The sequence below is a fragment of the Janthinobacterium silvisoli genome (assembly GCF_014200725.1).
GTDB lineage: Bacteria > Pseudomonadota > Gammaproteobacteria > Burkholderiales > Burkholderiaceae_D > Janthinobacterium.
On the sequence record NZ_JACHCL010000008.1, the window covers coordinates 72108 to 97045 of the forward strand.

A 24938-nucleotide genomic window follows, 5' to 3' on the forward strand; every position below is an offset into this window, starting at 1 on the left:
AAATAGGGCGGGGAAGGGAAGTCAACACCGAGAAAATATGCACCGAAAAAGGGCAGATCAAGAAATTATCTTGATAGCAATCTTGCCGCACAGAGTCATAAAATGAGACACTGTTTTTTTCGGATTATTCGACACAACCCAGAAAGAAATCGCATGCATCGATGGCACCGTATCCTGTTGGCAAGCGCCATGACAACTACACTGGCATCGCCGGCTATCGCTGCAACTGACCGTGCGGATAAAACGCGGCATGCGCAGGTCGATGCGCTGTTTGCGCGCTGGGACGGCAAGGCGACGCCGGGCTGCGCGCTGGGTATAACGCGCAATGGAGTACTGGAATACGCACGCGGCTACGGCATGTCCAATCTCGAGCATGGCATACCCATCACGCCGCAATCGATCTTTCATGTCGCCTCGATTTCCAAGCAGTTCACGGCATTTTCCATCGGTTTGCTGGCCCAGGACGGCAAGCTGTCGCTGGACGATGATATCCGCAAGTATGTGCCGGAACTGCCCGACGTGGGCATGCCCATTACCATCAGCCAGCTGATCCACCACACCAACGGCTTGCGGGAACAGGGGCAACTGGTCAACCTGGCCGGCTGGCGCAGCGACGACCTGACCACCGAGTCCGACATACTGTGGGCGCTGACTCGCCAGCGCCACCTGAACTTCGCACCCGGCACGGAAGTCGTGTACGGCAATGCGGCCTACACCGTGCTGGCCATGATCGTGCGGCGCGTGTCGGGCAAATCGCTGCGGGCTTATGCCGACGAACACATCTTCCAGCCCTTGAGCATGTCCAGCACGCATTTCCACGACGACCACAAGGAAATGGTGGCAGGGCGCACGGCTGCCTACAGCCCGCGTGTGGGAGGTGGCAGTGGCGGCTGGAGCATCAGCATTCCCCATATCGACCATTACGGCTCGACCAGCCTGTTCAGCACGGTGGGCGACTTGCTGAAATGGCAGCAAAACCTGGTCGATGGGCGCATCGGCGGCCCGGCATTAAGCGCGTGGATGCAAACTTCGGGCACCTTGAACGACGGCAGCCCGATCGCCTACGGCAGCGGCCTGCGGCTGGGCGCCTACCGGGGCTTGCGCATGGTCAGCCACGACGGCGCCGATGCTGGCTACCGCAGCGAAGCCGTGATGTTCCCGGACCAAAAACTGGCTATCGTCGCACTGTGCAACGCCTCGCCGGCAGTGCCGACCGAACTGACACGCAAAGTGGCCGAGCTCTACCTGAACGAACAGATGACGGAACCGGCGCTGGCGCCCGCATTGCCAACGCCGCCAGCGGTGCCTGCAGCCTGGGCCGGCGTCTACTGGAGTGCGCAAACCGATGAAATACTGCGGCTGGAATGGAAGGACGGCGTCTTGCGCCAGGCAGGCGTAGCCGCGGCCCTGGTGCCGATCGCCGACAAGGTGTTTCGTCCGGCCGATATGCCGCACGAATGGCGATTTACATCAACAACAGATTCCGGCCCAGTCACACTGCACATCCGCGACTTCTGGCCCACCCAGCGCAGCTTCGTCCAAATCAATGAAGCGATGCCAAGTTCAGCCGCACTGGCCGCATTCACCGGCCGCTACCACAGCGATGAAACCGATATGCGCTACACCGTGCGCCTGGTTGACGGCGTCTTGCGACTCTCCTGGCCGCGGCAGTACGATATCGAACTGACACCCGCCGGCGGCAACCGTTTTACCAGTAGCTTCGGCACCATCACATTTATTCCGGGAGCCAGCGCCAAGATCGGCAGCTTGAGCATCAGCAACCGGCGCCTGCGCAGGTTTGAAGCGTTACGGGTGGCGCAGGCAGGGGAAGGGTAGTGCGCAGGACAGATGAGCAGCGCTGTTGATGCCGGAAGGGAGGCGTTCAATGCATATCCATGGTTGAGATAATGTGCATCTTCTCTGCGCTCAAATCGCCAGGCTGGGCGCAATTGCTGACATTTTGTTCGCTACCATCACAAAAGAATACGGAATTTCCTGTTTTCACGGCGACGGTATGTGAAAGTGCAAGAAAATAAACGCCACCCTTGCGTTGTGTGATTTCATCCATCGCGGCGACAAACCCAGGCGCTAATGGCTGCCTGGTTCTGGCTTCCAGCCATGCAAACAAGATGGCCTTGGTTTCCGGGGCTGGTAGCTGGCTGCTTCCTGTAAATCCGGGATGAAACATCAGCGCCGAATCGGCTTGTTGCGTAGAAAACTCCCTGCTATCGCCACCCATGAATGCAATCGCACATGCCGAGGCGCATATTCCTTCGACGACTGTCTTTATCTTTTTTTCTGCAATAATTTTTCCGATTTTCAGGCTGAAAGATAATGTGCCACCGCCCGAATTCCTGAATGTGACAGTCGATACCGCTTCATTTTCCAGCAAGGTAGATAGTTTTTTGTGCGCTTCCCATCGGATTTCCCCGCTGACCTTGATGGTGTGCGCACCGTCATATTGCACTTCAGCCTTGGCTGGCTTTGCACAAAGTAAAAAAAGCAAAACCAGGATAATGGTGACGCTATGTATTAAGTCGTATCGATGTAGTATTTTTATAGGAATACTGCCCGGTCTTGCAGAATTAGTCAGTAATGAGGACAAAAAATGATGCCTGAATTAATAATTCTATTCGGCAATAATTTTGCTTGCAGTAATGAATTTTTCTTGCTATCGTTATTTCGCCGTCTCCTTTTATGGATTATTGCGGGAAGGCTAAAACTGTCAACTTTATGAGGCTTAAAAATGATTGAAATAAATGAGCAGGAAATTCAGTCGGTTTCCGGTGGCGTAGAAATTCCTGGATATCCTGTCCGCGACCCAATTGAAGATGATCCGCTCCACGGAAGCGAGACCGATCCTACGGTTAAAATGCAAATGTAGATAATATAAACCTAATGGCCTGATTTGCACCATTAGGTTTTTTAACGTTATATTCAATCAAAATTATTCCAGAAATAAGATCGTTCTCTGGACATCAAGCCTGATATGTTATCGGGCTTGATTGTCGCAGCAGTTATTGTTGAAGCAAATCACGTTCTGCAAGTTCAAGCCTGGATTGTTGAACTTCTTCCAGCAGCCATGCGCGCAAGGCGGTCAATGGCGGCCAATCCTGTAGCGATGGCGGAAAGACAAGGAAGAAGCGCTGCGGGGATGGAATCGGCAGGGCCACGCTGGTAAGTTGCACCAGCCGCCCATCGCGCAGCGCGTCGACCGTGTACAGACCTCGGGCCAGCACCAGTCCAATATCCTGTTCGGCCGCTTGCAGCATCAAGCCACTGTCGGCAAAGGTCGCCGCTGGCTGAGCTTCGCTGGCAATCCCGGCCAGTTGGAACCAGCTGGCCCATAAGCCTGGATCGCCAAGCAGGGACTCGCTGGCGATAGACGCCGGCAAGTTGCCAGCCACCCGCTGCGCTGCCTCGCGGCAAGCCAGTACGCACAGGGGCAGATCAAGGTCGCATAGCGCTTCCGCACTCAGCCCGGCCCAGGTGCCGCTACCGGCGCGTATGCCCACATGCATGCCTGCGCGCTGCAAGTCGATGGTTTGCTGGGTAGTTTCAATTTGCAGCCGGATATCAGGGTGCAGCGATCGCCATCGCGCCAGACGCGGTAACAGCCAGCGCTGCGCAAACGAAGGGACCACGGTGATCCGCACCACCGTCCTGGCCTGGGCGTTAGCGACCGCAGCCGCCGCTTGCACTCCCTGTTCAATTTCTTTCAGCGCTGTTTCTACGCTGCCGAGTAATAACTTGCCCGCATCGTTCAACACCACCCGGCGGCCCTGCCTGGCAAACACGGCGAAGCCTAGCTGTTCCTCCAGCTTGTTGATTTGCTGGCTGATTGCGCTCGGTGTCAGATGGAGCAGGGCGGCCGCGGCGCGCAGATTCTCCAGTTCGGCGGCAGCCTTGAAGGCAGGTAGGAATTGCAGGGATATGCGCGTCATTGTTTAGCTTTTCTAATGAGCAGTACAGATTTCATCGCTTCCATCCCACTGACGGTGAAGCTATGCTTACCAGTGTACGCCAAGCTGGCCAGTGGCCACTACCGACCTATCGAATTGGAAATGATGAGCAAAGTGAAAGTTACGCCGTGGCAATCGCCGTTTGACCCATCATTTGCGGCTGAACTGCAGCAGCGTCTGCGGCGCATGCGCTGGTGCGATGCAGTGGCCGTGGACTGGAGTTATGGCACGCCAGCCAAGCCGCTGCAGGCCTTGGTCGATTACTGGCAGACGGGCTACGACTGGCAGAGGGCGGCGGCACGCATCAATTCGCTGCCGCACTTTCGTGCCACGATAGATGGCTTTGACGTGCATTTCCTGCATTTCAAGGGCAAAGCCCCGTCGCCGCAAGCTTTGCTGCTGATCAATGGCTGGCCATCTAGTTTTGTCGAATATGGCAAGCTCGCTTCCATGCTGGCCGATCCTGCCGCTTTTGGCGGCAGTGCCGAGCTTGCTTTTGATGTCGTCATTCCCGCGCACCCAGGATTCGGCTATTCCGGCCGGCCATCAATACCTAATCAGGTCCAGGCGGTGGAGTTATTTCACCGGCTGATGATTGACGGACTCGGCTACAGCGACTATATGATCTCCGGGACCGACCTCGGCGCTGGCGTCGCCACCCGCATGGCCCTGGCATATCCGGACCCGGTGCGCGGCCTGCATATTTCCGCCGTTGTCGATCCGTCGCTGGACGCGAGCACGGCGCCGTTGACGGCCGAGGAAATCGCCTACCAGGCCAAGGTGCAACAATGGAGCGCGGATGAAGGCGCTTATCTGCACCTGCAGGCTACCCGGCCGCAAACCGTCGCTTACGCGCTGAACGATACACCGGTGGGCCTGGCCAGCTGGATCCTGGAAAAATTCCACTTCTGGAGCGATGCCGGCAGCGACCTATTCGAGGTTTTCCCGGCCGATATGCTGCTCGATAACGTGAATATTTACTGGTCAACCGAGACCATCGCATCCTCCATGCGTTACTACTACGAGGCCCGGCACCACCGCGCGCCGCTGGGCACCGGCGCTTACGTTACGGTGCCAACGGCAGTCTGCATGTGGCCCAAGGACCTCGTGCTCGCCCCCAAAACCTGGGCGCAGCGTTTTTACAACGTGCAGCAATATACGGTGCAGCCTCACGGCGGCCATTTCCCGGCGTGGGAGCAGCCGCAGCTTTATGCGGCGGATTTGCGTGCGTTCCTGGTTTCCGTGCGAACAGCAGGGGTTTGATGCTCCTGGATGCTTAGAGCCTATCCCAGTAGATGAATACGCCCCCTGCAGGCGCCCCTCAGAAGCGGGGGCTGTGTTGCTCGTCGTGCTCGTCGTCGCATGGCTAGCCATGCGTCCTCCTCACGCCTTGCCCGCGCTCCCGATGAGCTGCCCGCAGAAGACGCTCACTACTGGGATAGGCTCTTAGCCGACACTTTCCAGCAGTCCGCGCTGCCACAGCCAGCCGACGATGCGGTGGGCCTTGTGGCCGGGCATGCCAGCGCTCAGCATCTGTAGCAGCTGAGGCAATGGCAGCGGCTGGACCAGCCTGGCCAGGTGCGGGAACAAGGCCTCGTTTTCCAGGAACGCCAGCGGCCGCTCCAGATGGGGATGGTCGAGCGCCAACTGCAGGCACACCCGGTCGTCCACCACGCAGGGCAGCTCGACGATCGCGGCGCCGCCATGCAGGCGCAGCGGCCGGGCCGGGTTTAGCGCGGCCAAGGGCTTGAGCTCCGGCGGCTGGTAGCCGGCCAGCCGGGCGCGCTCTGCGGACAGGGAGGTCAGCAGTTCCGGCCGCACAGCGCTGTCGCCGATGGCCTCGTGGCGGGTGCGCTCTTGCCAAAAGGGCTGGTCGGCACACCAGGCCTGGCCGTAATACGCTGCGGTCCAGTGCGCGTGGCGCGCGCAAGCCTCCACCAGCCGGCCTTCGAAAAAGCGGCGGGCCAGTGCATGGCTGCCGGGGTCCTCGTCGCTCAACACGGTATGCAGGGCTACCGCCGCCTGCAGCGAAAAACGCATCGCCTTTTCCACGCCAGATGAAGAAACCGGATCGAGCGCGAAAGCCGCGTCGCCCAGCTTCAGACTGCCGTCCTGCCAGCTGTCAAGCGCCAGGTAGGGCGTGGCCGAGCACATTTGCACCGCACCCAGCAGTGGCAGCCCGGCCGCCGCGCGCAGCAAGCGGCTGGCGGCGCAGGCAGCGTGCAGGCGGGCTTCGGGTCCTCCCGGCGTGGCTTGCCGGGACGACTGCGGATCGCAGACCAGCATCAGCCGATAGCGCTGGCCAGGCAGGCAGCCGGCCCACAGCCAGCCGTGTTCGAGCGCTTCGACCTGGGTGCCGCCCTCCAGCTCGGCCAAAGCCGACTGGTCGACCTCGCCCCAGATGGCCGCCAGCCGGGGCGCGCAGTCGATGCGCGGCAAGGCGCCGCGGCCACTGGCGTCGAGGATGTAGCGGGTCCGCACCTGGCGGCAGCGCGCTTCGCCGCACAGCAGGCTGACGCGCCAGTCGCCCGCCACGCCGGACAGGTGCAGCAGCCGGGCCGGCTGTTCGAGCTCCACGCCACGGTGCCGGGCCAACGCCAGCAGGGCCGCGTCGAAACGGCCCCGGTCGACGATGGCCGAGCCGGCCTGTTGTAGCAGGTCGGGTGTGCGGCTGCGCCACAGTACCCGGCTTGCCGCGTGGGCGACGTGGGGCACCGCCGCCAGCGCATCGTTGGCGTCGAGCAGTTCGATGATGTTGCGCACGCCGGGCGTGAGCGCCTCGCCCACATGGACACGCGGCCAGACGGTGCTGCGCTCGACCAGCAGCACGCGGTAACCGAGCTGTTGCAGACGGAGCGCGGCGCTGACGCCGGCCGGACCGGCGCCGATCACCAGCGCGTCGAACGAGCTGTCGCCGTCGTGCATCGAACTCAGTCCGGCTTGCCGGCCGGCGCGGCGAACCAGTCGGGCGCCAGCTGGCTCAGGCGGTGGTGGGCGCCTATCGTGTAATGCAGCCAGCCGCGTATGTAGTCGCAAGCGCTGCGCCCGCGCGCCAGCACCTCGTGGTGGCAGCCGCCGCCGCACAGGTAGCGCGCCCAGCAGTCCGAGCAGGGCTGCTGCTGGTGCACATGGCGTTCGCTGAGCCAGATCGCCTGGCGGGCGCGGTCGACCCCGCCGTCCAGCGAGCCCATGGCGCCTTGCTCGTCGCCGACAAACCGGTGGCAGGCCGACAGTTCGCCGTCGGCTGATACGCCGAAATAGCCGGCGCCAGCGCCGCAGGGGTAGGGCCGGTGCGTGCCACGCTGCAGTTCGCGTAGTGCGTTCTGCATGTTCATGAAAGGATAGCGGCGGCCCTGCAGCACGTTCTGCTCGAAAGCCAGGCCGCAGGCGATCATCGCTTCCAGCATCTCGCCCAGTTCCGCCTCGCCCATTTCGGCGCGGCCGTTGGCGGCGCGCAGCAGTGGCGAGAAGCCGACGCTGTGGAAGCCCATGCCAATGAACAGGTCGAGCGTAGCAGGCAGGTTCAGGTTGAATGGCGTGACGGTGACGCGCGCCGACACCTGCATGCGGCGCTGCATCGCCAGCAGCGGCGTGATGCGTTCGAGAATGCTGTCGAAGGAACCCTTGCCGCCCTTGAAGGGACGCAGCCGGTCGTGCTGTTCGGCGGCGCCATCGAGGCTGACCGTGACGGCAAAGCCGTGCTGCTCGAAGAAGTCGGCGTCGTCCGGCCGCAGCAGGGTACCGTTGGTGGTGATCGAGAAGCGGCAGTCGACCTGGCGCAGCGCCGCCTGCCGGCTGGCGTAGTCGGTCACGTTGCGCAGCACCGCGCGGTTCGACAGCGGTTCGCCGCCCATGAAGGCCAGGTTCACCTTGGCGCCGGGCGCCGCCTGCGACAGCAGCAGGTCGACCGCCTTGACCGCCTGCGTCTCCTCCATGCTCTTGGCCTTGCCACCGAACTCGCCCTGCTGCGCATAGCAATAGGTGCAGCCGAGGTTGCACTTCTGCGCGATCGCCAGCGATAGCGCATGCAGCGGCGGCGCTGCCAGCGGGGTATCGTCGATCAGCGCCTCGGCGCGCAGGCCGCAGCTGTCGATCAGCCCTTGCAGCAGGGCCGGGTCGGCGCTACCCAGCGCGGCGCGGAACTGCCCGGTCAGCTCGGGTGGCAAATGATACAGGCGCGTGCCGTTGACCATCAACAGCTGCGCGCCCTGGGCGTCGTCGACCAGGTGGGCGTGGCGCTGGCGCGGCTGGGAAGCTGCCACAATGCGCCGGCTCAGCGCCCGCGCCAGGACGACGCCTTCCACCGCCGTGGCGCGGGCGGCGGGCGGCGTGTCAGCCATGGGGTCAGCTTTCATCGGCATCCTTGCCTCGGATAATGAAGCTCAGGTCTTCCTGCCAGGACTTGAACAGGTCGTCGTAGGAATACAGCCGGGTGTCGGTGCGGTTGTCCGGGATGTAGGTGCCGGTGCGCTTCTTGGCGAACCACATGTCTCCATGCGACAGGCCGTTGACACCTGGTTCGACGTTGACATAGTCGGGGCGCGAGGCTGCCCAGTAGTAGCAGGCACATTCGCGGTAGTCGTTCTGCCAGGGCGCGCACAGGCCCTGGGTCAGCTCGCCCGGCTGCAGCAATGCCGGATTGAAGGCTGCCGTGTCGGGCTCGAAGAAAGTGCGCAGGCGCAGTTCGACGGTGATGCTGGGCGTCTCCGGGCCGGCCAGCACCTCGGTGTCGGCGCCGGTCTGGGCGGTGAACTCGCAGCTGACCAGCTGGCCCTGCAGGTGCAGGATACGGGCGATCGAGTTCGACCATTCCATGAAGGACACCGCGTTCGGGTTGGCCACCGAGGCCAGCGTGCCGGAGCTGCCGTCGGGGTACACCGGCCCGGTGGTATTGACCATGGTACCGACCTCCAGGCCGGCGAAGCGCAGCAGGCGGCGCGTGACCAGGTGCTGGAACTCGGGCTCGGCGTCGATCACGTAGTTGTTGTTCTCGACCAGCACGATGCCCTCGAAGGCCCGCCGCCACAGGTTGCGGAAGTCGAATTCCAGGCCGGGGAAGCAGTTGGAAATCGCGCTGCGCGGCAGGATCGATGCGGGGTTGCCGGCGCCACGGTGGTGGATTTGCGCGGTGAGGTTGCTTGCGCTCAGGCTGGGCTGCTTGGCGGCCATCACAGTTCTCCTGCAGGGTTGTCGGGTTGGCTGAACATGGCGTTGCGGGCGGCCTTGACCACCATGTCGATGTGGCGGCGCGTCAGTGTCAGGCTGCGGCCGTCGGCACCGCGCATCAGCGCCGGCATCTTGCGTAGCGTGATCGCCGACAGGTCGCCGATTTCCTCGGGCAGGCGCAGCGTCTGGGCGAACCACGGCGCGCCACCTGCCGACAGGGCGCTGAACACCCGCTCGTGCAGGGCGCGCAGCGCCAGGTTGTCGACCAGGGAGGCGGCAGCGATCGGTTCGTAGTAGCGCTCGAAGTCGCTGCTGTTCTGCCGCACCATGGTGCTGGCCACGTTGAGGCGGCCATTGACCGGGTTGCCGTTCATCACCGCCGTGTTCATCAGCCGCACCGTCTCGAGCGCGCGCAGCACCAGTTCGGTGGCTTGCTCCAGCGACACCTCTTCCTCCTGTACGCTGGGGCCGTGCAGCAATTGCTCCAGCTCGTCGGAGACGACGCGGATCGGCAGCGTGTCCGGCGCGTAGGCCGGCGGGCCCGCGCCGATGGTGGCCTGGGCCACCAGCGCGCTGCCATCGGCCAGCGTCAGCGCCACCCGTACCCAGCCGTCGCATTCGTCGTCCAGGTAGCCCCAGCTGACCTGCTGGCCCTGGGCGTTGGCGTAGCCGGCGTAGATGCCGGCCGGGTTGGTCAGTGTCGGGCCGCTGCTTTCGGTGTAGTTGAGCCAGTCGCCGCGCGCCGCGTCGTACAGCACCAGTTCCTCGTTGTCGATGATAGGGTCGGGCACCAGCAGCGGCACGCCGTTGGCCTGCGGCTCCAGGCGCTGCAGGCGGCTGCCGTAGACCTTGCCGGCGGCCGGCGTGTAGCGCAGGCGGATTTCCGGGAATTCGTCGCTGGGCGCGATGAACTGCACGTGACCAAGCGGCAGTGTCTTGCCGGCCAGGAAATTCTCGCAACGGCCTTCCAGCGCGTGGCGGGCATGGTCCTGCAAGCCGGACAGCCTGGCGTGGATCTGGTCGTCGCGGTTATTGGTGCGGCGGTAGACCTTGATATTGCCCAGCTCGACGTCCCAGTGCAGATTGGCCAGGCTCAGGCCGTGCTCGGCCAGCAGGGCGGCGGTCAGCGGCTGCAGCTGTTCGGGTTCGGCGCTGGTGCGGGCGTATACTTCGAGGAAGGGCGCGACCGGGCGTACCAGCTTGTCGTCATCCTTGAAGCGGATCTTGTCGGGCACGTAGGCGCGCACGATGCGCCCGTCCAGCGGATCGATCTCGAAGCTCTCGCGCGGCACGATGCGGCGGTAGTTCATCGGACTGTCCGGATCGGTCTCCAGGTCGTAGGCTTCGAGCGGCTCGGCCGCGCCACCCAGGCGGGCCACGGCCAGCGGGGGCAGAATTCTCAGTTCCAGTATCGGCATCATGGTCTCCTAGAGCAGGGCAGTGTCGATGCTGCCCGACAGGATGCGCAAGATCAGTTCGCGCATATTGCGGTCGGCTTCGCGCAGCGAGGCCAGATAGCTGTGGCGGGACTCGGGCGCCAGCAGCTGCAGCGCTTCGACCACGTTGGCCGAGGCGGTCAGCAGGTCGAGGTGGCCGCGCCATTTGTTGGCCTCGCCGAACGGGCTGTTAAGCGTGTAGGGCATCTGGAACGGCGGCCCGGCGAAACCGGCGGCCGGGTTGTCGACCGAGACGGGCGACTGCATCAGGATCTCGGAGACGGCGCGCAGGTTGTACATCTCGCCGAAGGTAGCGTTGATGATGGCGCCACGGGGGGTAATCGCGCCAGCCGCATTCAAGCCGCCGTACAGCGTGAAGCTGTGGATCAGATAGTTCAGCAGCATGCGGTAGCGGATATTGTGCAGCGTGGCCCATAGCACCGATTCGGGATGGGTGATGCGGGTGCTGGTAGCGCTTTCATCGCCGCCCTCGTCATCGGGATCGAGCGAGACGTAGGGGTTGATGGCGACCTGGCGGGCCGGCGCCCAGGCGGGACCGGCGGCGAGCAGGCCAGCCTTCGCCTTGCTCTCCGGTTGCAGCGCCTGCCATTGCGGCGCGGCGAAATCAGGCGGGCGGGCGGCATTCCAGTGTTCGGCCGTCAGCGGTGCGTGTTCGATCAGTTCGCGCATCTCGACATAAATGCGCAGGAAGCGCACGAAGTGCGAGGCGGTGGTGCCGCTGGTGGCTTCCCCCTGCTCGGCGATGGCGCGCAGGGCGGCGACCATGTCGTCGCGGCAGGTCTGCGGCACCACCAGCACGTCTGGCGTCTGCGCCGGCTGGCCGCTGGGACGGCCACGATGGCCACCCTGGTAGCCGCGGCCCCACTCGGCGAAGTCGGCCTGGGCCGGCAGGGTCGATGGATCGAAGGCGTCGTCTGGCAGGTAGTCAGGATCGGCCACCAGCGGAATCAAGGTGTGGAACAGCGCCGCGACCTGGTGCGGGTCGCTGGTCTGGGCGTGCACGCGCAGGCGGATTTCATTCCCCAGTGCGCCGCCGTCCCAGTCGACCGGCGATTCGGCGTACACGTACTTGGCCAGCGAGTCGAGCGTCAGCGGTTCAAGCGTGAACGGGAATGGATAGAACGGCGAGTCCCAGGGCTCGTCTTCACGCTCCATGTGCAGCGGGGAACCGATCAGGCGCAGCGAGTTTTGCACCGAGATCAGATGGCCCATCTCCTCCTTGGCGATGCCCAGTATCACTTCCTGCCAAGTGCGCACGCTGTCGCGGAAGACCTCGGGCACCTGCGGGCCGCCCAGCGAATAGGCGGCGTACAGGTATTGCACCATCAGGCAATGTTCGATTTCGGCGTCTATCGACAGCAAATAAGTAATGTAGTCGCGCGGAGAAAATTCCAGGTTCAGCGCCGGCGTCCCGGCGGCCTGGGCGCCAGCCACCGACGCGGCCATGCCGCGCAGCAACTGTGGCGTGCTCGACTCCAGGCCTTGTTCCCTGCCGGTGCGGGGCAGGAGGGCAGAGGGGGCGCCGAGGTGGCGGCGTATCTGTGCAGCTCGCATTTCTTGTCCTTCTCATGTCGGACATCCTGTGGGGATGCATTGCAATAGGCGTCGTGACAAGCGAAGCGCGCTTCGGCTGGAGGCGACGGCGACAAATGACAATAGCGTGATAAGGCAAACGAGAGAGGTGATGCGCCGCATCGCGGGCCGGTCTGAAAAGCTGGCGTCAGGCTGGCTTTGAAAGGTGGCATGCCGGCGCCACCACCAAGGTGGGCTGACAGTGTGGCGAGTATAGTTGCGACTTATAAAATCGTCAATGCAGTGAAATTGATATGCGTCAATATCAGAAAAACCGAACATGGTAAGGGGCGTCTTGCCTGTACGCGACTCTAATTTCTTGACTACTTGAATTGGAAGTCTACTGGGTATCACTTTGTAAGTGGCTCAGTCGAGAGTGCTACGTCAGATTTGGAATCTGGCCGAAATGCGTGTTTTCCAGAACGTTGATCGAGCAACGATTACATTCCGGTTTTGCGTCGAGAGCGCTATTGATTGCATCCCCAGGAAGTACCAGAACCTCGCCGCACCGCGCCGTAATCGCTGGTGAAGCATCAGAATAAACACCGCGTACACACGCCAGCGCGTCTGAATGCGAGGAACTGGATTATCTTTGGATTCAGGGTCCAGGATCTGAGCCAACAGCTCAACGGTAGACGCCGGCAACGAACGGAGCATTTCATGTTGGCCAACCAGACCGCGGCTGTGAGGCTCAAAGGGATGTGCGCATCGCCAAGTTGAATGAGCATCAGCGTCCCAAGTTCACCGCAACACCTAAACATAGCGGTAATCGGGTATGCGATTTGGTACTTGAGCAAAATGCGCAATATTTCATAAACCTTCATTTCTTCGCAATCTTGGTACTTATGGACGCTGTTGCTTGCGCACGTAGCCCTTGCCTATTGAATTAATGTACTCTAATATCGACTTTGGTGTTGCGTAAGGAGTCGGTGCAGTTTCGTTGCGCACCATGGGCCTAGTCGCGCAACACAATGTCCCGGAATAGCACGGAGAACTGTCGTCAGTGTTGCGTGTTCACTAGTTCGGGCACTTGCGTTAAGTGCGTTCCGCCGCTTACAGCATAGTAGAAAGATCGGTTCCCGCGTCAGTTAATCTCAACGCCAGTATTGTCCGTGTTGGCTTCGGTGTATACCATCACGGATGATGGGTCTGACAGAAAGAAGAGCCAAGGATGAATGAGGATGAATGAATTAGATCTGCCCGCTCAATTCGATGCTAGAGTAAAAAAGATGTTGATTGCAGTAGATCAAGGCCGACTAGCACATAAGGCGCGCAACATCAAAGCTAGTGGTGCTCCTCTTGAAGAAGCCGTTCGATCCTTGTTTTCGGATAGCCTGCCTTCGAACAACAAAGTCGCAAGTGGATACTTCTACAGTGCAAGCTCCCGCTGCAGTGCGGAGGTTGACGTCTTAATCTACGAAAGTGAGGAAGCGTTCCGGCTCGATCCAGCGCCTCAAGAGCAACACTATGTGCCTTACACAAGTGTTTCGGCGATTGGTCAAATTAAGAATAGCGCTGGCGAATTGCCAAATGCGATCAAGCAAGTTCAAGAGTCTCTAAAGGCCTGGACCGAGATGCGTAATGAAGCGCTACGCGGTAGAGCGAATGGAGATCGTGCTTATAGAGAGCGTCCTCTCACATTTATTGTGTGTGGGAAGTGCACCGACTCCGACTTCCGAAAATTGAAAACTATGCTCAAATCGAAAGGACGACCATATGTTGACTACATTCTATTGTTGGATAGAGGGAAAATAGTGGCTGGAAACTATGACTTATTTGAACTTAATAATCCTGTAATTAATTTTTTCAGCTATCGAAACGTCAGCTCGCTGCATCTTTGTGCGCCAAACGGAGCTCCCGATTATCCCCAAGGGATAGCGTTGTTGTGGATATATTTTGCCGTGGTGTCAAAATTAAACTGGGATAAAGGAAATATGCTTCGGTATAATGAGTTTTGTAGACATATCGAAATAATTTATCCATTACAGATGCAGCAACAGCTCTTATAAAGCCCCCGCTACGCTGGAGCTGGAGCTCTCTTATGCTTTGCGCTTCTCCACGCCCCAGGTCTTAAAACAAGCCAAATCGATCTAGATATGTAGGAGCAAGAGCAAGTCCGCCAGAAATTATAGGCCCTAGATCCAGTACGATTTCTGGCGCGGGAGCCGGCCAGAAATTGGAAGATCAGCGGCCTCTGCTTTTGCTAGCACTGAAGGCGGCATTGCGCTCTCGATTGCCAAATTTCTAAAACTAGCCCACCTGAGCTTCTCGGAAATGCCCCTTGATATGCGCGTGGAAAAACTTTCCATGAGATTCGGCGCCATCGAACTCGAACCATAGCGATTCCGGAAAATCGTAGTACGCATACCTCGGCCCGGAAAGAAAAATAATTTCCAGTGTCGAAGTCTCAAAATCATAACCAATACTTCTGATGTTGCTTGAACTTACATCGCGGTATTCCATATTTTCTCCCTGGTTGAACTAAAGCTTCTGTTCTCTTATTCGAGTTACTACCGATTTATAGTTATCATCGCTAACGGTATGTTCTTTACTCCAAGAGTCAACTAATTTTGGGTCTTCGCTGGTTGGCCGAGGATTATTTAATTTCAAGCGTACCCTCGAAGGTATCTTTATAGCCTCTCCCGCAATCACTGCCTCACCGATTCTTAGAGAAGGTAACAGTCCCATCAAACTGCTTAAATTATCTGGAGCAGAAGATTTGACGATTGCTTGGTCACCAGAGTTCGTTAATCGCAATGCAATTAGTGTGCCGATTTGAGCCAAGATAGTCTCTGAAATTTCTGAAGGGCGTTGTGAAATTACCAAGGCGCCAATTCCGAATTTTCTTCCTTCTTTAAAAACTCTTTCTACAGCGGCTTTTGAATAAGAAGTTTTATCATTTTTTCCTAAATAAGTATGCGCTTCTTCGAATGCCAATAGTAGAGGTCGTTTTTTTCCCGTGTAAGGTTCATTTCTACCCCAGAACATGCTGTCGTAAACGAATCTAGTGATTAAACCTATTGTGATATCCAAAACCTCAAAAGGAACTCCGCTCAAGTCGAGAATTGCAAGTTTTTTTTCGCTTCCAATCCAATCGGTAAGCAAGTTATGTAAGTCTTTAGGAGATGCCGCAGTTTTATAATCTCCTGGATTGAAAAGAAAATCAAATCTAGAATCTTTCAGACGACTCAGCATTTTCTTTTCATATGAAAAATACTCTTGATGTTTCGACTTGTAAGGGGCATCCTTGCCCATAGTATAGGGTTCGAAGGATGCCGGCGCTAATGATTCGGCATCTCCAGGAGCTGTCATGCGGGCTTGATCATCTACTTGATCATCCTTGTTGGAGATATTGAAAGTAGCATTTAAAAGCCAGTTCATTCGATACCACAAGGCACGTACGCTAAAAGGTATAGGAGAATCGGCTGTAACTAAATTTATTTCAACAGCACCTGCTTTTAAGTCTAAGTTTTCCTTTTTCATATTAGTTACGATTTCTCGCAACATTCTATATTCAACTTTTTGCTCGTCGCGTTGATCTGCACCCACAAGAAAATACGCCAACTCTTCAAATGTCATCAACCAAAATGGGATGTATAGAGGAGTGTTTTCATCCCCGATCCGAAGTATCTTTGCGTCTGGAAATGCTGTGGCGTACTCCCCGTGCGGGTCAACTAATATAACACGTGAGCCTGCGTACCCATCCAATATTGCTTTCAATATACTTACGGTAGTATTAGATTTCCCACTGCCCGTTGAACCCAATATTCCACAATGCCGAAGGACCAGATTATGTGTGTCTATATAGACACTTAGATTTTCTGAGGAAGAATGTTTTCCTATTTCAATCGAGCCGCCGTCACGCTCGCCGTAAATCTCGAATAGGTCGCTTTCGATAACTAAGTGTACCTCGTCACTGATAGTAGGATACGTGCCAATCCCCTTCTCAAATACCCCGTCACCAACTTTTTCCCCGATCAACTGCACCGAAAGAAATCTAGAAGCAGCACGATTTTGACCGTCCGAATCATCAGTAAATGGTCTGTTACTTACTGCGGCCACAATTCCGTAGATAGTGATATTTCCCATCGGCATTTTAACAAAAGTGCCAATTTGTCCTATCTTATATAATCGACCTTTAATTATTGGCGCAGCCGAAGGAATTGAATTCGATAGTTCCACTTCTACTTGACTGGAATCAACTCTGATAACCTGACCTAAGAAAGTGGCATCATTCCTCATTGATTTTCACCTCAATATCATTTTTTCGACCTGAATTGGCAACTAGAAAATCAACCAGCGCATTGAAATCACCCAGCATTAATTTTTCTTCAGTTTCATTCCAATATGTATTGCAGCTTTCCTTTGGCTGCAACTCGCTATTCTGAAAATTTAGTTTTCCGAAAACTCCGTTCACAATCGCAGTAGTGGGACCAAAAACCGAAAGATTGAAATATCCGGAGGATAGCTGTTGCATACGCTCAACCTCGGCATCACTATAAAAGAAAACAATTATATTTAGACGATTGTTTTGGCGTAGACAATTAAATATTATTTCATTTATATGTTGATCTAAGAACGAGTATCCGCTGAACACGAATAGCAACTCGCCACCCAGCAAATAGTTTTTTAGGCGATCAAAATAAACCAAGAATGGCTGACGCCTCGATGAATCGTATTTATCCTTAGAAGGATAAATCACAATTTCATTTTTTTCTTCTTCAATTTTTTCTATTTTCCCGAGCCTAACAACTTTATGAGACTTTTGATTAGAATTTGCTTTCCAGAACCAACTTAATGATCCGTGAATTTTCCAAAGCCTGATCCATGACTGCGTGATATCATTTTTCTTTATTTCTCGCTCCACACAATCTTGCCAAAAAAATGGTTCATAAGATCCCACAAAACCATCAAAATAAGGGACTTGAATTGACTCCAAGGATTTTTCTATTATAAGATCATAATTGGTCGTGAAAATTTCATTGGTTGATTCACGATTCTGCATACTTAGCCATGCTAGGAATTTCTTCGGAATAGTCAAGATCGCCGAAGCTTCCTTCTCCATAAGAACATTATATATAATCCTACAAATCTCAATATCTAGGTTTTTTGCAAAAGCCCCGTTTATCCCAATAAAATTACTATCCTCACGCTCACCAGTTATTTCACGAATTCTGCGAATTTGGTTAAGAATGTCTTCAATACTCACAGCTCCGGAAATTTTTGACTGTAAATCAGTTTTTACGTTTTGAAATGTCGTCAGAGATGCCCCAACCAGAGAAGCTTCAACCTGATTTGTCAACTGGGCTATATTAGGAAGGCCTAAAGCGCAGGAAGTGCCGGCACCCAAGAAGAACCCGATACGTTTCGTGTACGAAAACTGACTTTTCAGCTCTCTAATTTCCTTAACTGCGTTCAGATTTTCCATTGTTTTCCTGCACGATCTCGGCGGTTCAGGTTGTAGGAGAGGGAGTGACAGTTTCTCAAACGCAATCCCATGTTTCAGTCGCAGATCAGAATATCATCTTGTCAAACTGAAATGTTCACACATTCTCACTACCTGGTTGAACTGATGCGGCCGTATCGAGTTATACCGGTGCATCAGGTAATAGCTGATGTCCCGTTGTGCCTCTCGTGCCGTCATGTAACCGGTTGACAGCAGCCACTCCGTTTTGAAGCTGCGGAACAGCCGTTCCATCGCGGCGTTGTCCCAACAATTTCCGCGACGGCTACAAAGCCTGACGAGGAACGCAAGCAATCCCGACGCGTCGGCATTTCAATCCGGATGTAAGCCTACGAAGAACGCGCCCTGTACAGCCTGACACGATTGAGGAGTGAGCCCATGCCGTTATTCGGGCCATAGACGTTCGATGACTAATCGATACTGCTCCTCGCTAAACGGTGGATCGTTGCGCCGAGACAGCCTTTCATCAGGCAAGCCAGCGATCGCACGAAACCGCGGATACAAATCGCGCCGCCGGTCAGCTTCGATCTTTGCAAGGGTTTCTTTGGCTTGTCGAGAAAGGCCTCGCGGCGACCAGATTTGGCCTCGCCCATCAATGACGACGACCAGCGAACGATTAGTAAAGCTGCTAGTGTCTCCGGCACGCCCGCTCGACTTACCTCTATGGTATTTTTGGAGCGTGAGTACGATGACAAGGCTACGCTCGGATACCTTGAGCAGGGAAAGCAATTCGCCACGACTGATGAATAAGCGGTATCCAGTCTCGCTCCAAGCATAGTCACCCCGTCCACCCTCGGCGCCCCAGGCTTCGGCACGATACGCTGTTCTCCCGTCAACTGACCAGCTTCGGCTCACCTGATCGTCCGCACTTGCACCCAACAGGTCTTTCGTCCACTGTGCCGGAAAAGGCCTGTCGAGTGCCGTGGCGGCACCATAAGGATCATGCCGATCAAGTTGGCGCTCGGCGTTTGGCGTCGTCTCCACCCATGGCTGAACCGTGTGGCCGCCGCCGAAGTGACGGTCAATCTCCTCTTCATCGTCGGGCAACCATTTGAAGAATGCTTCAGATGACAGCACCGTCATGGCCACCGCTCGCGCATCACTCGCATTCGCCACTACGCTTCGAAGCGTGACTGTTGTGTCTCTCCCGATCGACCAACGTCCCGCAATCTGAAGCCAGTCGGCTGCCACCTTACCGTCCTGCAAACCGAGCAACGGTGTTAGCAGATTGCTGTCCTCGCGGACGGTGCTTCTCTCTCCACTCTCCGGCATAGGCATGTCCAGCTCCGTGGTAAGGTCGAGCGGAAAGGGATCGGTGAGATCGGCAAGCCAGAGGCCATCGTTTCTTGATAGTGTGTATTCCCTCAGGAACGTGGCCCAAGCATCGCCGTTCCAGTCGTCGCCGACAATTGCCCGTGTCGCCAGCAACTCGCCGGCAACAAGCATAAGTGCATGCCATCCGAGATATCCCCCATACCGATCTCGGTCTGGAACATACCCCGAAGACCAGGATTCGTCATTGCTTCTACTGCGTGGGCAAACGTACATTCCTCGCACGGTTGCGTCCCAACGCCGCACCCACGCACTGATGCGGTCTTCCACCTCCCAGCCTGGACAAGCGAAGACGTGGCACAAACGCTCGACCTGATATTTGTTGAAGTCGTAGTCGAGGTGAAAGCCATCTTCTGGTCGCGGCCAGGAGCCGGGCCTGGTTGCATACCGGAACTCACGATAATCGGTTCCAGGCGCTGATGGGAAGGGCGACCGGTTTGCGGAGCCAAGCTTAGCAAGCATAGCTTCGCGCTCTTCGGGTCTGAGTGCAGGCGCAAGCGCGCGAAGTATGTCTATCGCGAACGCACGCATGACAACGTGCGGGAACTTCGTAGAACAGACGATCTGTTCAAAAAATGCGCGATGGGGAATAAATACGGTAGCGGCGTCCTTCGCTATGCGGGCGAGCGCCATCAACAGCCAGAGCTGCGCATGCATTACGTAGAAAGGCAGCTTCGCATCACCGAAAGGCAAATTCGAAGTTGCCCCGAAGCGGTCAATCAGCCTATCAATCACATCTGATCGGCCAGCCGTCATCAAGCGCCGAACAGCATGGGCGGCACGCCAACGCATTGCTGCGACCGGGTGGCCCAGCCTCGTCCACACGAATCCCGCTACAAATGTTGCCTCATCGGGCGGCACTGTAAAACGCACATTCCACGGTCCGTCACCAACTTCGGACGGCAACTTTTCATCTGTGTTTGCCAGAAACCGTTCGAGGCCTTCCGCGAGAGCACTGGCACTGACGTCAGGTGCCAGTCTTGCCGCAAGCGCGAGCCAAGCATTACCACCAAGACTTTCCACGGTACTCCGGAGTGCTGCAACTACATGTTCGACAAGGGTGGCCCGTTTGGCATGAAAACTCTGCTCCAGCCCCCGCCAGCCGCCCCACGCGTCGTTGCTTGAACTGGCAAGTTCGGCGGCATGCTTGGTGGCCAGGCGCAGTCCCAAGTTTGGCAAAGCATCACGCATAGCCGCTGACGATTTTCCCCATTCCTCTAGGTAGTCGCTCAATGCGTGGATTTTATCAACAAGCGTGGCGGCCGTTGTTTCAACGACCGCGCGGACAAACCCAAGGCGCTCGGTGGGAGAGTTCACTTGCTTAGCCAAATAGATTAGTGTTCGAACTGGCCAACGCTGCCCTGACTGGTCAATTTTCTGATTAAGGATCTGACGATCAATGTCATCAGCCGTGAGATCCGCCGGAAAGACTGGCGCCGGCTCCACTGCAGCCGGCGGAGGAATGACTGTTCGCGATTCTGATTGGGATCCGAGGCGCGCAAGCAGGCCCTCGATTCTTAATCGCGCATGAGAAGCGGCAGGAAGACCGTGCTCGCCGAGGTCATGTAGCCACTGGATGGTCTCTCGTGCGGGAGATAGTTGATCCTCACGATCGATCTCGGTCAGAAGGAGATCGAAGAACCATTCCCATCGCTTGTGAGGCAGACGGCGAATGACCTCTGAAGCGAAGTCTGATATACGCCACGTCCACGTTTCGACTGGAGCAGCCAAGCCGAATAGAGCGACGGCGGCCTCCACCGAAAGCTTCGAATCACGAACGAGGATAGTTAACGTGGGGCCCAGCGACAGTCCGAGCCGAGCCGCGTCACGATCGTCCAGTCGTGCCAGCATAGCCAACGTCGCTCGACCAGCAATCGGTACCATCGTTTTCGCATATTCAGTCCAAGGAAATTTGCCATCCTCGTTCTGATTCAGCTCAAGGATCCGCGCTAGGGTGTGTGCCGACACCGGCTGTAGTTCGGGACCCGAATAGCGGCCGGTGAGCTCCAACAAGTGGTTGGTACGATCGAAATCATCCGATCCAATTGCCTCGGCAAGATCAAGCGCACGGCGAAAATAAGCCGCAGCCTCTTCAGTGCTTACTCGCCAGACTGCGCGAGCGAGATCACCGTAGGATGATATTCTAGATCCGACATCGGTATCGAGCTGGATCTTACGCTCGACATGGCCGGCAAGAAGGAGCGCAGCATCATGGCACGGGGAGATGCGCGATAGTCGAGCAACCGAATTGGTCAGCTCCGGCGTGAATAGGCCTGGCGCACTAGCGACCCAGTCGGCAATGCGTTTCGCAAGCGAGGCCTTGAACGCACCTAACGCATCGGCAAGATTAAAAATCACTCGGAAACCGTTCCGTGCGAGATACGCCTTCCCATCACGATACGGATAGTTGGACGACTGCTCGACATCACGGATGAGTCTGTCGAACGCTGCAACAACCATCTCATCTCGTGTCTTTCCATCCGGCGGACGAATGATGTCGGCAACATCCTGTGCATAGTTTAGCATCGGAAGAATCCGGTCGCCCAGCGCACGCGAGTAGTCTGAGCGTTTTTCCTCGTCGAGATGACCCCGCCGCTTCCGTCGGTGCCGAGTTCCATCGAACTTCGGAGCCGTTAGCTTCTGGTTAAGCACCAGACTGAAGGTCGCTGCGCCCCGCGATCGAGCACTTGCAGGCACCAAATCGATTAATTCCGCTGGTGCTATGTCAATTAGGGCAGGGCGCTTCCGGCTCAAAGCGGCTCTAACACCGGCGGCTAGTACTGTCACATGGATCGCGCGGTCGCTCGGATAGTGACTGGAATAGTCATAAACGCTTGGCGGTGTAAGTGCAGTTCCAGCGAGGATGCTTGCCGCCTCTTTCTCCATGCCGAGCTCTATGGCCAGTGCCGATGCCAGTACACTAGCCATCGCCAAGCCTTCGCTTTTGCCATTAGCAGAAGGTGCTGCAGCAAGTGCCGCGACAAGTCCTCTGGCGTAGGATGGATCACGACCAACGAATGAAAGCGCGGCAGCGTAGAGCGCGCGAGATGGCACACGGCAACGCAACAACCGCATTACGACGCGGGTTTTGGGCGGATGTGCCGAACGCTGGTGTCGATCCAAAAGATCGAACAAATCCAGAAACTTGGCGAAGGCCACACCGTCGTCTTGACGAGCGAAAAACTCTGCAACGCGCACGTCATTGCCCGCCAGCATCTCGACATAGGCGAAGCCAATATCGTCCCACTGTTTTGAGGCACTCGATTTGCTAAAACGCTTACTGCGTTTACTGTGCGCGGCCCAATTGTGCCAATCGATTGATCGCCGTGCGTGGCGGCGGGCCTCGTCTCGGTCGCCTGCGAAAGCGTTCGCAAGTGCAAGCGCGGCGTGTTTTCCCCCAGGCCAGCCAACATTGGTCGCGGAAAGCCGCCGCAAGGCTTCGGGGTCACCCGCTATTGCGGTGAGGTCAGGATGTTCGTAGAGGAAGCGGTCAGATCGCTCATGTCCCGCAGCGACAAGTGACGCTTCCAACAGCAGGCGCAGAAGGTCGTCTCGCCGGCTCAGCTCTCCCGCCAAAGCTATCGCGGCGGTTATCCGCGATAGACGGATATCGCGTGCGCTCACCTGTGAAGCTCCTCGTGGCACACGCAGGTCATAGGCCAGTTCAATGAGCTGATCGGCATCGCGCAAGGAGGTGAGCAACGCAGGCAGTGCCCGAGCTGCATAGTTTGAAGTGAGCTGGCGTTCTTGGAGTGTGGCGATTACGCGGTCTCGGTCAACTTGGCTCGCGCCATAGCTCGATCGGATCAGGGTCTCGGTCGGCTCATCTCGAAACATCAGACCGTGAGGCGTTCGCTCAAGCAAAGGGGCGAGGTCGGCAGCGAAACTTTCAACCTGCTCTGCGATCAAGCCGTGTGCCGCAGCAAGCTCTGCAATAGGAACCGGGGGGGCCAGCAAGGCAATGCCTGTAAGCAAGAGATCAATGTCGACATCGCTTGCACCGCGAGCGAGTGCAGTTTCACGCGCTTCGGTAAGGCGCTTGCGAATCAGCTCGCTTAGCAAATCTTGCGGCTCTCCTAGCGTGTCTGGGAAAGACACGGGATCAAACGGTCGCCCAATGGTAATCAGGTTATCCAGACAGCGTGGGTTAAGGCCTGACCGAGTCTGCAAAGCGGCGATCTCGTGAGCTGACGCATTCGGCACGCGCAGCTCAACAAGAGAACGTACTTCGGAATTAGTGAATAGTGGGATGGTGTAAGGACGGTGCGAAGCACCACCGGTTGCCAGCGCGAGCCGTTCAGTTCGACACGATGCAACGATGCGTACGCCATCGATCGGATCTACGCTGATGCTACGCATGAGAAGGTGTGCGAACGATGATGTTACAGTATCCCGCGCGGCAAGCCCAGCGTGGTCGATTGCGTCGAGCACCAGCGAAACACATGCATCGCTGCGAGTTTGCCTAGCTGTCTCCACCGACTGGGCGAGCCGTCTGCGGAACGCCCTCAGCAAGCTTGTTACATCAACTACCGGCAATAGAATGTCGCACAGGCCTTGCCCGGCCATAAGGTTAGCAAGGTGGACAAGCGTTCTTTCCGGGAGATGTCGGCCGTCGGCAGGATCCCGCCAGCGACCAGCGCCGAAACCATCGAAGAGCACCACGGGGCCATCGGCTTGCAATCGGTCGGCGAGACCTCGCATCAGAACCGTCTTTCCCATCCCGCCCGCCGCATGGACAACGAGAGGAAGGCCCGTTTCACGGGCGAGGCCAGCAATATCGCCAAGGACGTCGCGGTGAATGACGATTTCAACTTCGGGAAACGCGTCAGGCGTGGGATATAGCCGATCCTCGTGCTCCACTTCCAACTCAGCCAAGACCGCTACCCGATCAACTCGTTTGTCCTTCTCGCTACCAGGACCGGCCTTGATCCTGATAAGGTTCCGCAACTTGAGCAGGCGTTTCTCCGCATCAGGGTCTCCTGGTTCGCTCCATGCGGCAAGAGTTGTGGAAATCGCACGCTCAGCCTCTGTCAGGCTCCCCTTACTGCCCACCAAGTCCAAGCGTCGCAGCAGGTCAGCAAATGGATGAGGATAGCTTTTCATGGTTTCTACGATCTGGCCTGCTTGGCTAGCAATATCACCAGATTCTTGCGTGCCTGCGATGAACGTAGAAATCGCTTTCCCCAAGTTCTCGTGTATGGGTCTGTTTGTCGCGAATTCATAGCGGACTACGGCAAGAACGTGGTCATCGCCATGGGTCGCCCGCAGCTCAGCATCGGTTACAGCAAACTTGCAGAGAGTTGAAGCCAGGTCAGCAGCTCGAACTGCCTTCGAGGCGCTCGCGATCGAGTATTTGAACTGGACAACCTCGACCCGATGCGCCCGTGCAACATCCGTGGCGCCGTAATACCGAACAAGATCAGCAATCTCGACCGCGCCGATTTCCAAACTCTGCTCGTCCTGCGCGTCGAAACCTTCAAGCGTGATCGCTGTAAGGTTTGTCAGCGGTGGCAGGAGTTCAAGGGCGGTACGCGCCGCCCAAGCTTCATGAAAGGCATGGCCCGCCTTTGATGCTCGAACTTTGTCGATTTTTATCGGCGTTGTGCCAGTATCGTCGTCAATCATGATCGGCTTGTCGTACCTGCGTCATCCAACCAAGGCTTTCTTGCAGTGCTATAAGCTGTTCGGCTGGAGTCCAGTCTTGCGGTCGTTTTTCTTTGGTGCCAGCAGCGGCAGCGGGAATGGCTGATTTATTCTTCATGCAATATATTAACGTATGGTGGTTCACGTTCAGCTCTTCAGTCAACAACGTGATCGATTTTTTGCCGCGTGAAAATGCCTTCACCAGGGCTTGCGCAATAAATGCTGTGAATTGCCGCGAGTTGACTCGGCGCTCACGAGCCACCCAAAAATACTGCTTTTCGTCATTGAATATGGCTTAAAACAGTCTAAAGATGTTCGTTTGCTAGCTGAATTGCCCCTGTC

15 protein-coding genes and 1 pseudogene are annotated in these 24938 nt (G+C 57.1%); 3 read left to right on the forward strand and 13 right to left on the reverse strand.

Annotated features, from left to right (window positions below; all coding sequences use genetic code 11):
• Nucleotides 1-189: 189 nt before the first annotated feature.
• Nucleotides 190-1836 carry a serine hydrolase domain-containing protein gene (locus tag HDE75_RS24265; RefSeq protein WP_221291989.1) on the forward strand — a complete coding sequence of 549 codons (1647 nt, stop codon included), beginning with the start codon at nucleotides 190-192 and terminating at the stop codon, nucleotides 1834-1836.
• Between the two features lie 46 nt (nucleotides 1837-1882).
• Here HDE75_RS24265 and HDE75_RS24270 read toward each other — a convergent pair whose 3' ends face one another.
• Nucleotides 1883-2605, reverse strand: a complete 723-nt coding sequence (locus HDE75_RS24270; RefSeq protein WP_183681908.1) for a hypothetical protein — start codon at nucleotides 2603-2605, stop codon at nucleotides 1883-1885.
• 412 nt (nucleotides 2606-3017) lie between these two features.
• Nucleotides 3018-3944, reverse strand: a complete 927-nt coding sequence (locus HDE75_RS24275; protein WP_183681903.1) for a LysR substrate-binding domain-containing protein — start codon at nucleotides 3942-3944, stop codon at nucleotides 3018-3020.
• Between HDE75_RS24275 and HDE75_RS24280 the strand changes: the two genes are divergently transcribed.
• Nucleotides 3924-5225, forward strand: a complete 1302-nt coding sequence (locus tag HDE75_RS24280; RefSeq protein WP_183681900.1) for an epoxide hydrolase family protein — start codon at nucleotides 3924-3926, stop codon at nucleotides 5223-5225. The two genes, HDE75_RS24275 and HDE75_RS24280, sit on opposite strands and share 21 nt — an antisense overlap.
• A 183-nt stretch (nucleotides 5226-5408) precedes the next feature.
• Here the strand turns inward: HDE75_RS24280 and qhpG are convergent, their stop codons facing one another.
• Genes qhpG through HDE75_RS24305 form a run of 5 tightly spaced genes read right to left on the reverse strand, consistent with a single transcriptional unit; the run spans nucleotide 5409 to nucleotide 12139 of the window.
• Entirely contained in the window at nucleotides 5409-6998 is a 1590-nt protein-coding gene (gene qhpG / locus HDE75_RS24285) for a flavin-dependent monooxygenase QhpG (protein WP_183681897.1), read from the reverse strand.
• Nucleotides 6893-8317 (reverse strand): radical SAM/SPASM domain-containing protein, encoded by a 1425-nt coding sequence (locus HDE75_RS24290; protein WP_260174339.1) that lies wholly within the window; start codon nucleotides 8315-8317, stop codon nucleotides 6893-6895. The genes qhpG and HDE75_RS24290 overlap by 106 nt, the downstream gene beginning before the upstream one ends.
• Nucleotides 8307-9131: a hypothetical protein gene (locus HDE75_RS24295; protein WP_183681894.1), complete on the reverse strand. Its 825-nt coding sequence runs from the start codon at nucleotides 9129-9131 to the stop codon at nucleotides 8307-8309. Before HDE75_RS24295 ends, HDE75_RS24290 begins: the two co-directional genes overlap by 11 nt.
• The gene (locus HDE75_RS24300) at nucleotides 9131-10549 is read right to left on the reverse strand and encodes a hypothetical protein (protein ID WP_260174336.1); all 1419 of its coding nucleotides are present in this window, start codon (nucleotides 10547-10549) and stop codon (nucleotides 9131-9133) included. Before HDE75_RS24300 ends, HDE75_RS24295 begins: the two co-directional genes overlap by 1 nt.
• A gap of 6 nt (nucleotides 10550-10555) precedes the next feature.
• Nucleotides 10556-12139, reverse strand: a complete 1584-nt coding sequence (locus HDE75_RS24305) for a ferritin-like domain-containing protein (RefSeq protein ID WP_183681892.1) — start codon at nucleotides 12137-12139, stop codon at nucleotides 10556-10558.
• A gap of 1199 nt (nucleotides 12140-13338) precedes the next feature.
• Between HDE75_RS24305 and HDE75_RS24310 the strand changes: the two genes are divergently transcribed.
• Complete coding sequence (locus HDE75_RS24310; RefSeq protein WP_183681889.1) at nucleotides 13339-14166, forward strand: DUF6602 domain-containing protein; 828 nt, start codon at nucleotides 13339-13341, stop codon at nucleotides 14164-14166.
• 241 nt (nucleotides 14167-14407) lie between these two features.
• Here the strand turns inward: HDE75_RS24310 and HDE75_RS24315 are convergent, their stop codons facing one another.
• From HDE75_RS24315 to HDE75_RS24340, 6 genes and pseudogenes are all read right to left on the reverse strand, one after another.
• A complete protein-coding gene (locus HDE75_RS24315; RefSeq protein ID WP_183681886.1) occupies nucleotides 14408-14620 on the reverse strand; it encodes a KTSC domain-containing protein in 213 nt (70 codons plus the stop codon).
• Between the two features lie 18 nt (nucleotides 14621-14638).
• Nucleotides 14639-16399, reverse strand: coding sequence for an ATP-binding protein (locus HDE75_RS24320; protein WP_183681883.1), 1761 nt, complete (start codon nucleotides 16397-16399; stop codon nucleotides 14639-14641).
• The gene (locus HDE75_RS24325) at nucleotides 16389-17585 is read right to left on the reverse strand and encodes an SIR2 family protein (RefSeq protein ID WP_183681880.1); all 1197 of its coding nucleotides are present in this window, start codon (nucleotides 17583-17585) and stop codon (nucleotides 16389-16391) included. The genes HDE75_RS24320 and HDE75_RS24325 overlap by 11 nt, the downstream gene beginning before the upstream one ends.
• 93 nt (nucleotides 17586-17678) lie before the next feature.
• Nucleotides 17679-17888 (reverse strand): annotated as a pseudogene (locus HDE75_RS24330) (integrase core domain-containing protein); the annotation flags it as partial.
• A gap of 117 nt (nucleotides 17889-18005) precedes the next feature.
• Nucleotides 18006-24578 carry a hypothetical protein gene (locus tag HDE75_RS24335; RefSeq protein WP_183681877.1) on the reverse strand — a complete coding sequence of 2191 codons (6573 nt, stop codon included), beginning with the start codon at nucleotides 24576-24578 and terminating at the stop codon, nucleotides 18006-18008.
• Nucleotides 24571-24798 (reverse strand): hypothetical protein, encoded by a 228-nt coding sequence (locus tag HDE75_RS24340; RefSeq protein ID WP_183681874.1) that lies wholly within the window; start codon nucleotides 24796-24798, stop codon nucleotides 24571-24573. Before HDE75_RS24340 ends, HDE75_RS24335 begins: the two co-directional genes overlap by 8 nt.
• Between the last annotated feature and the right edge of the window lie 140 nt (nucleotides 24799-24938).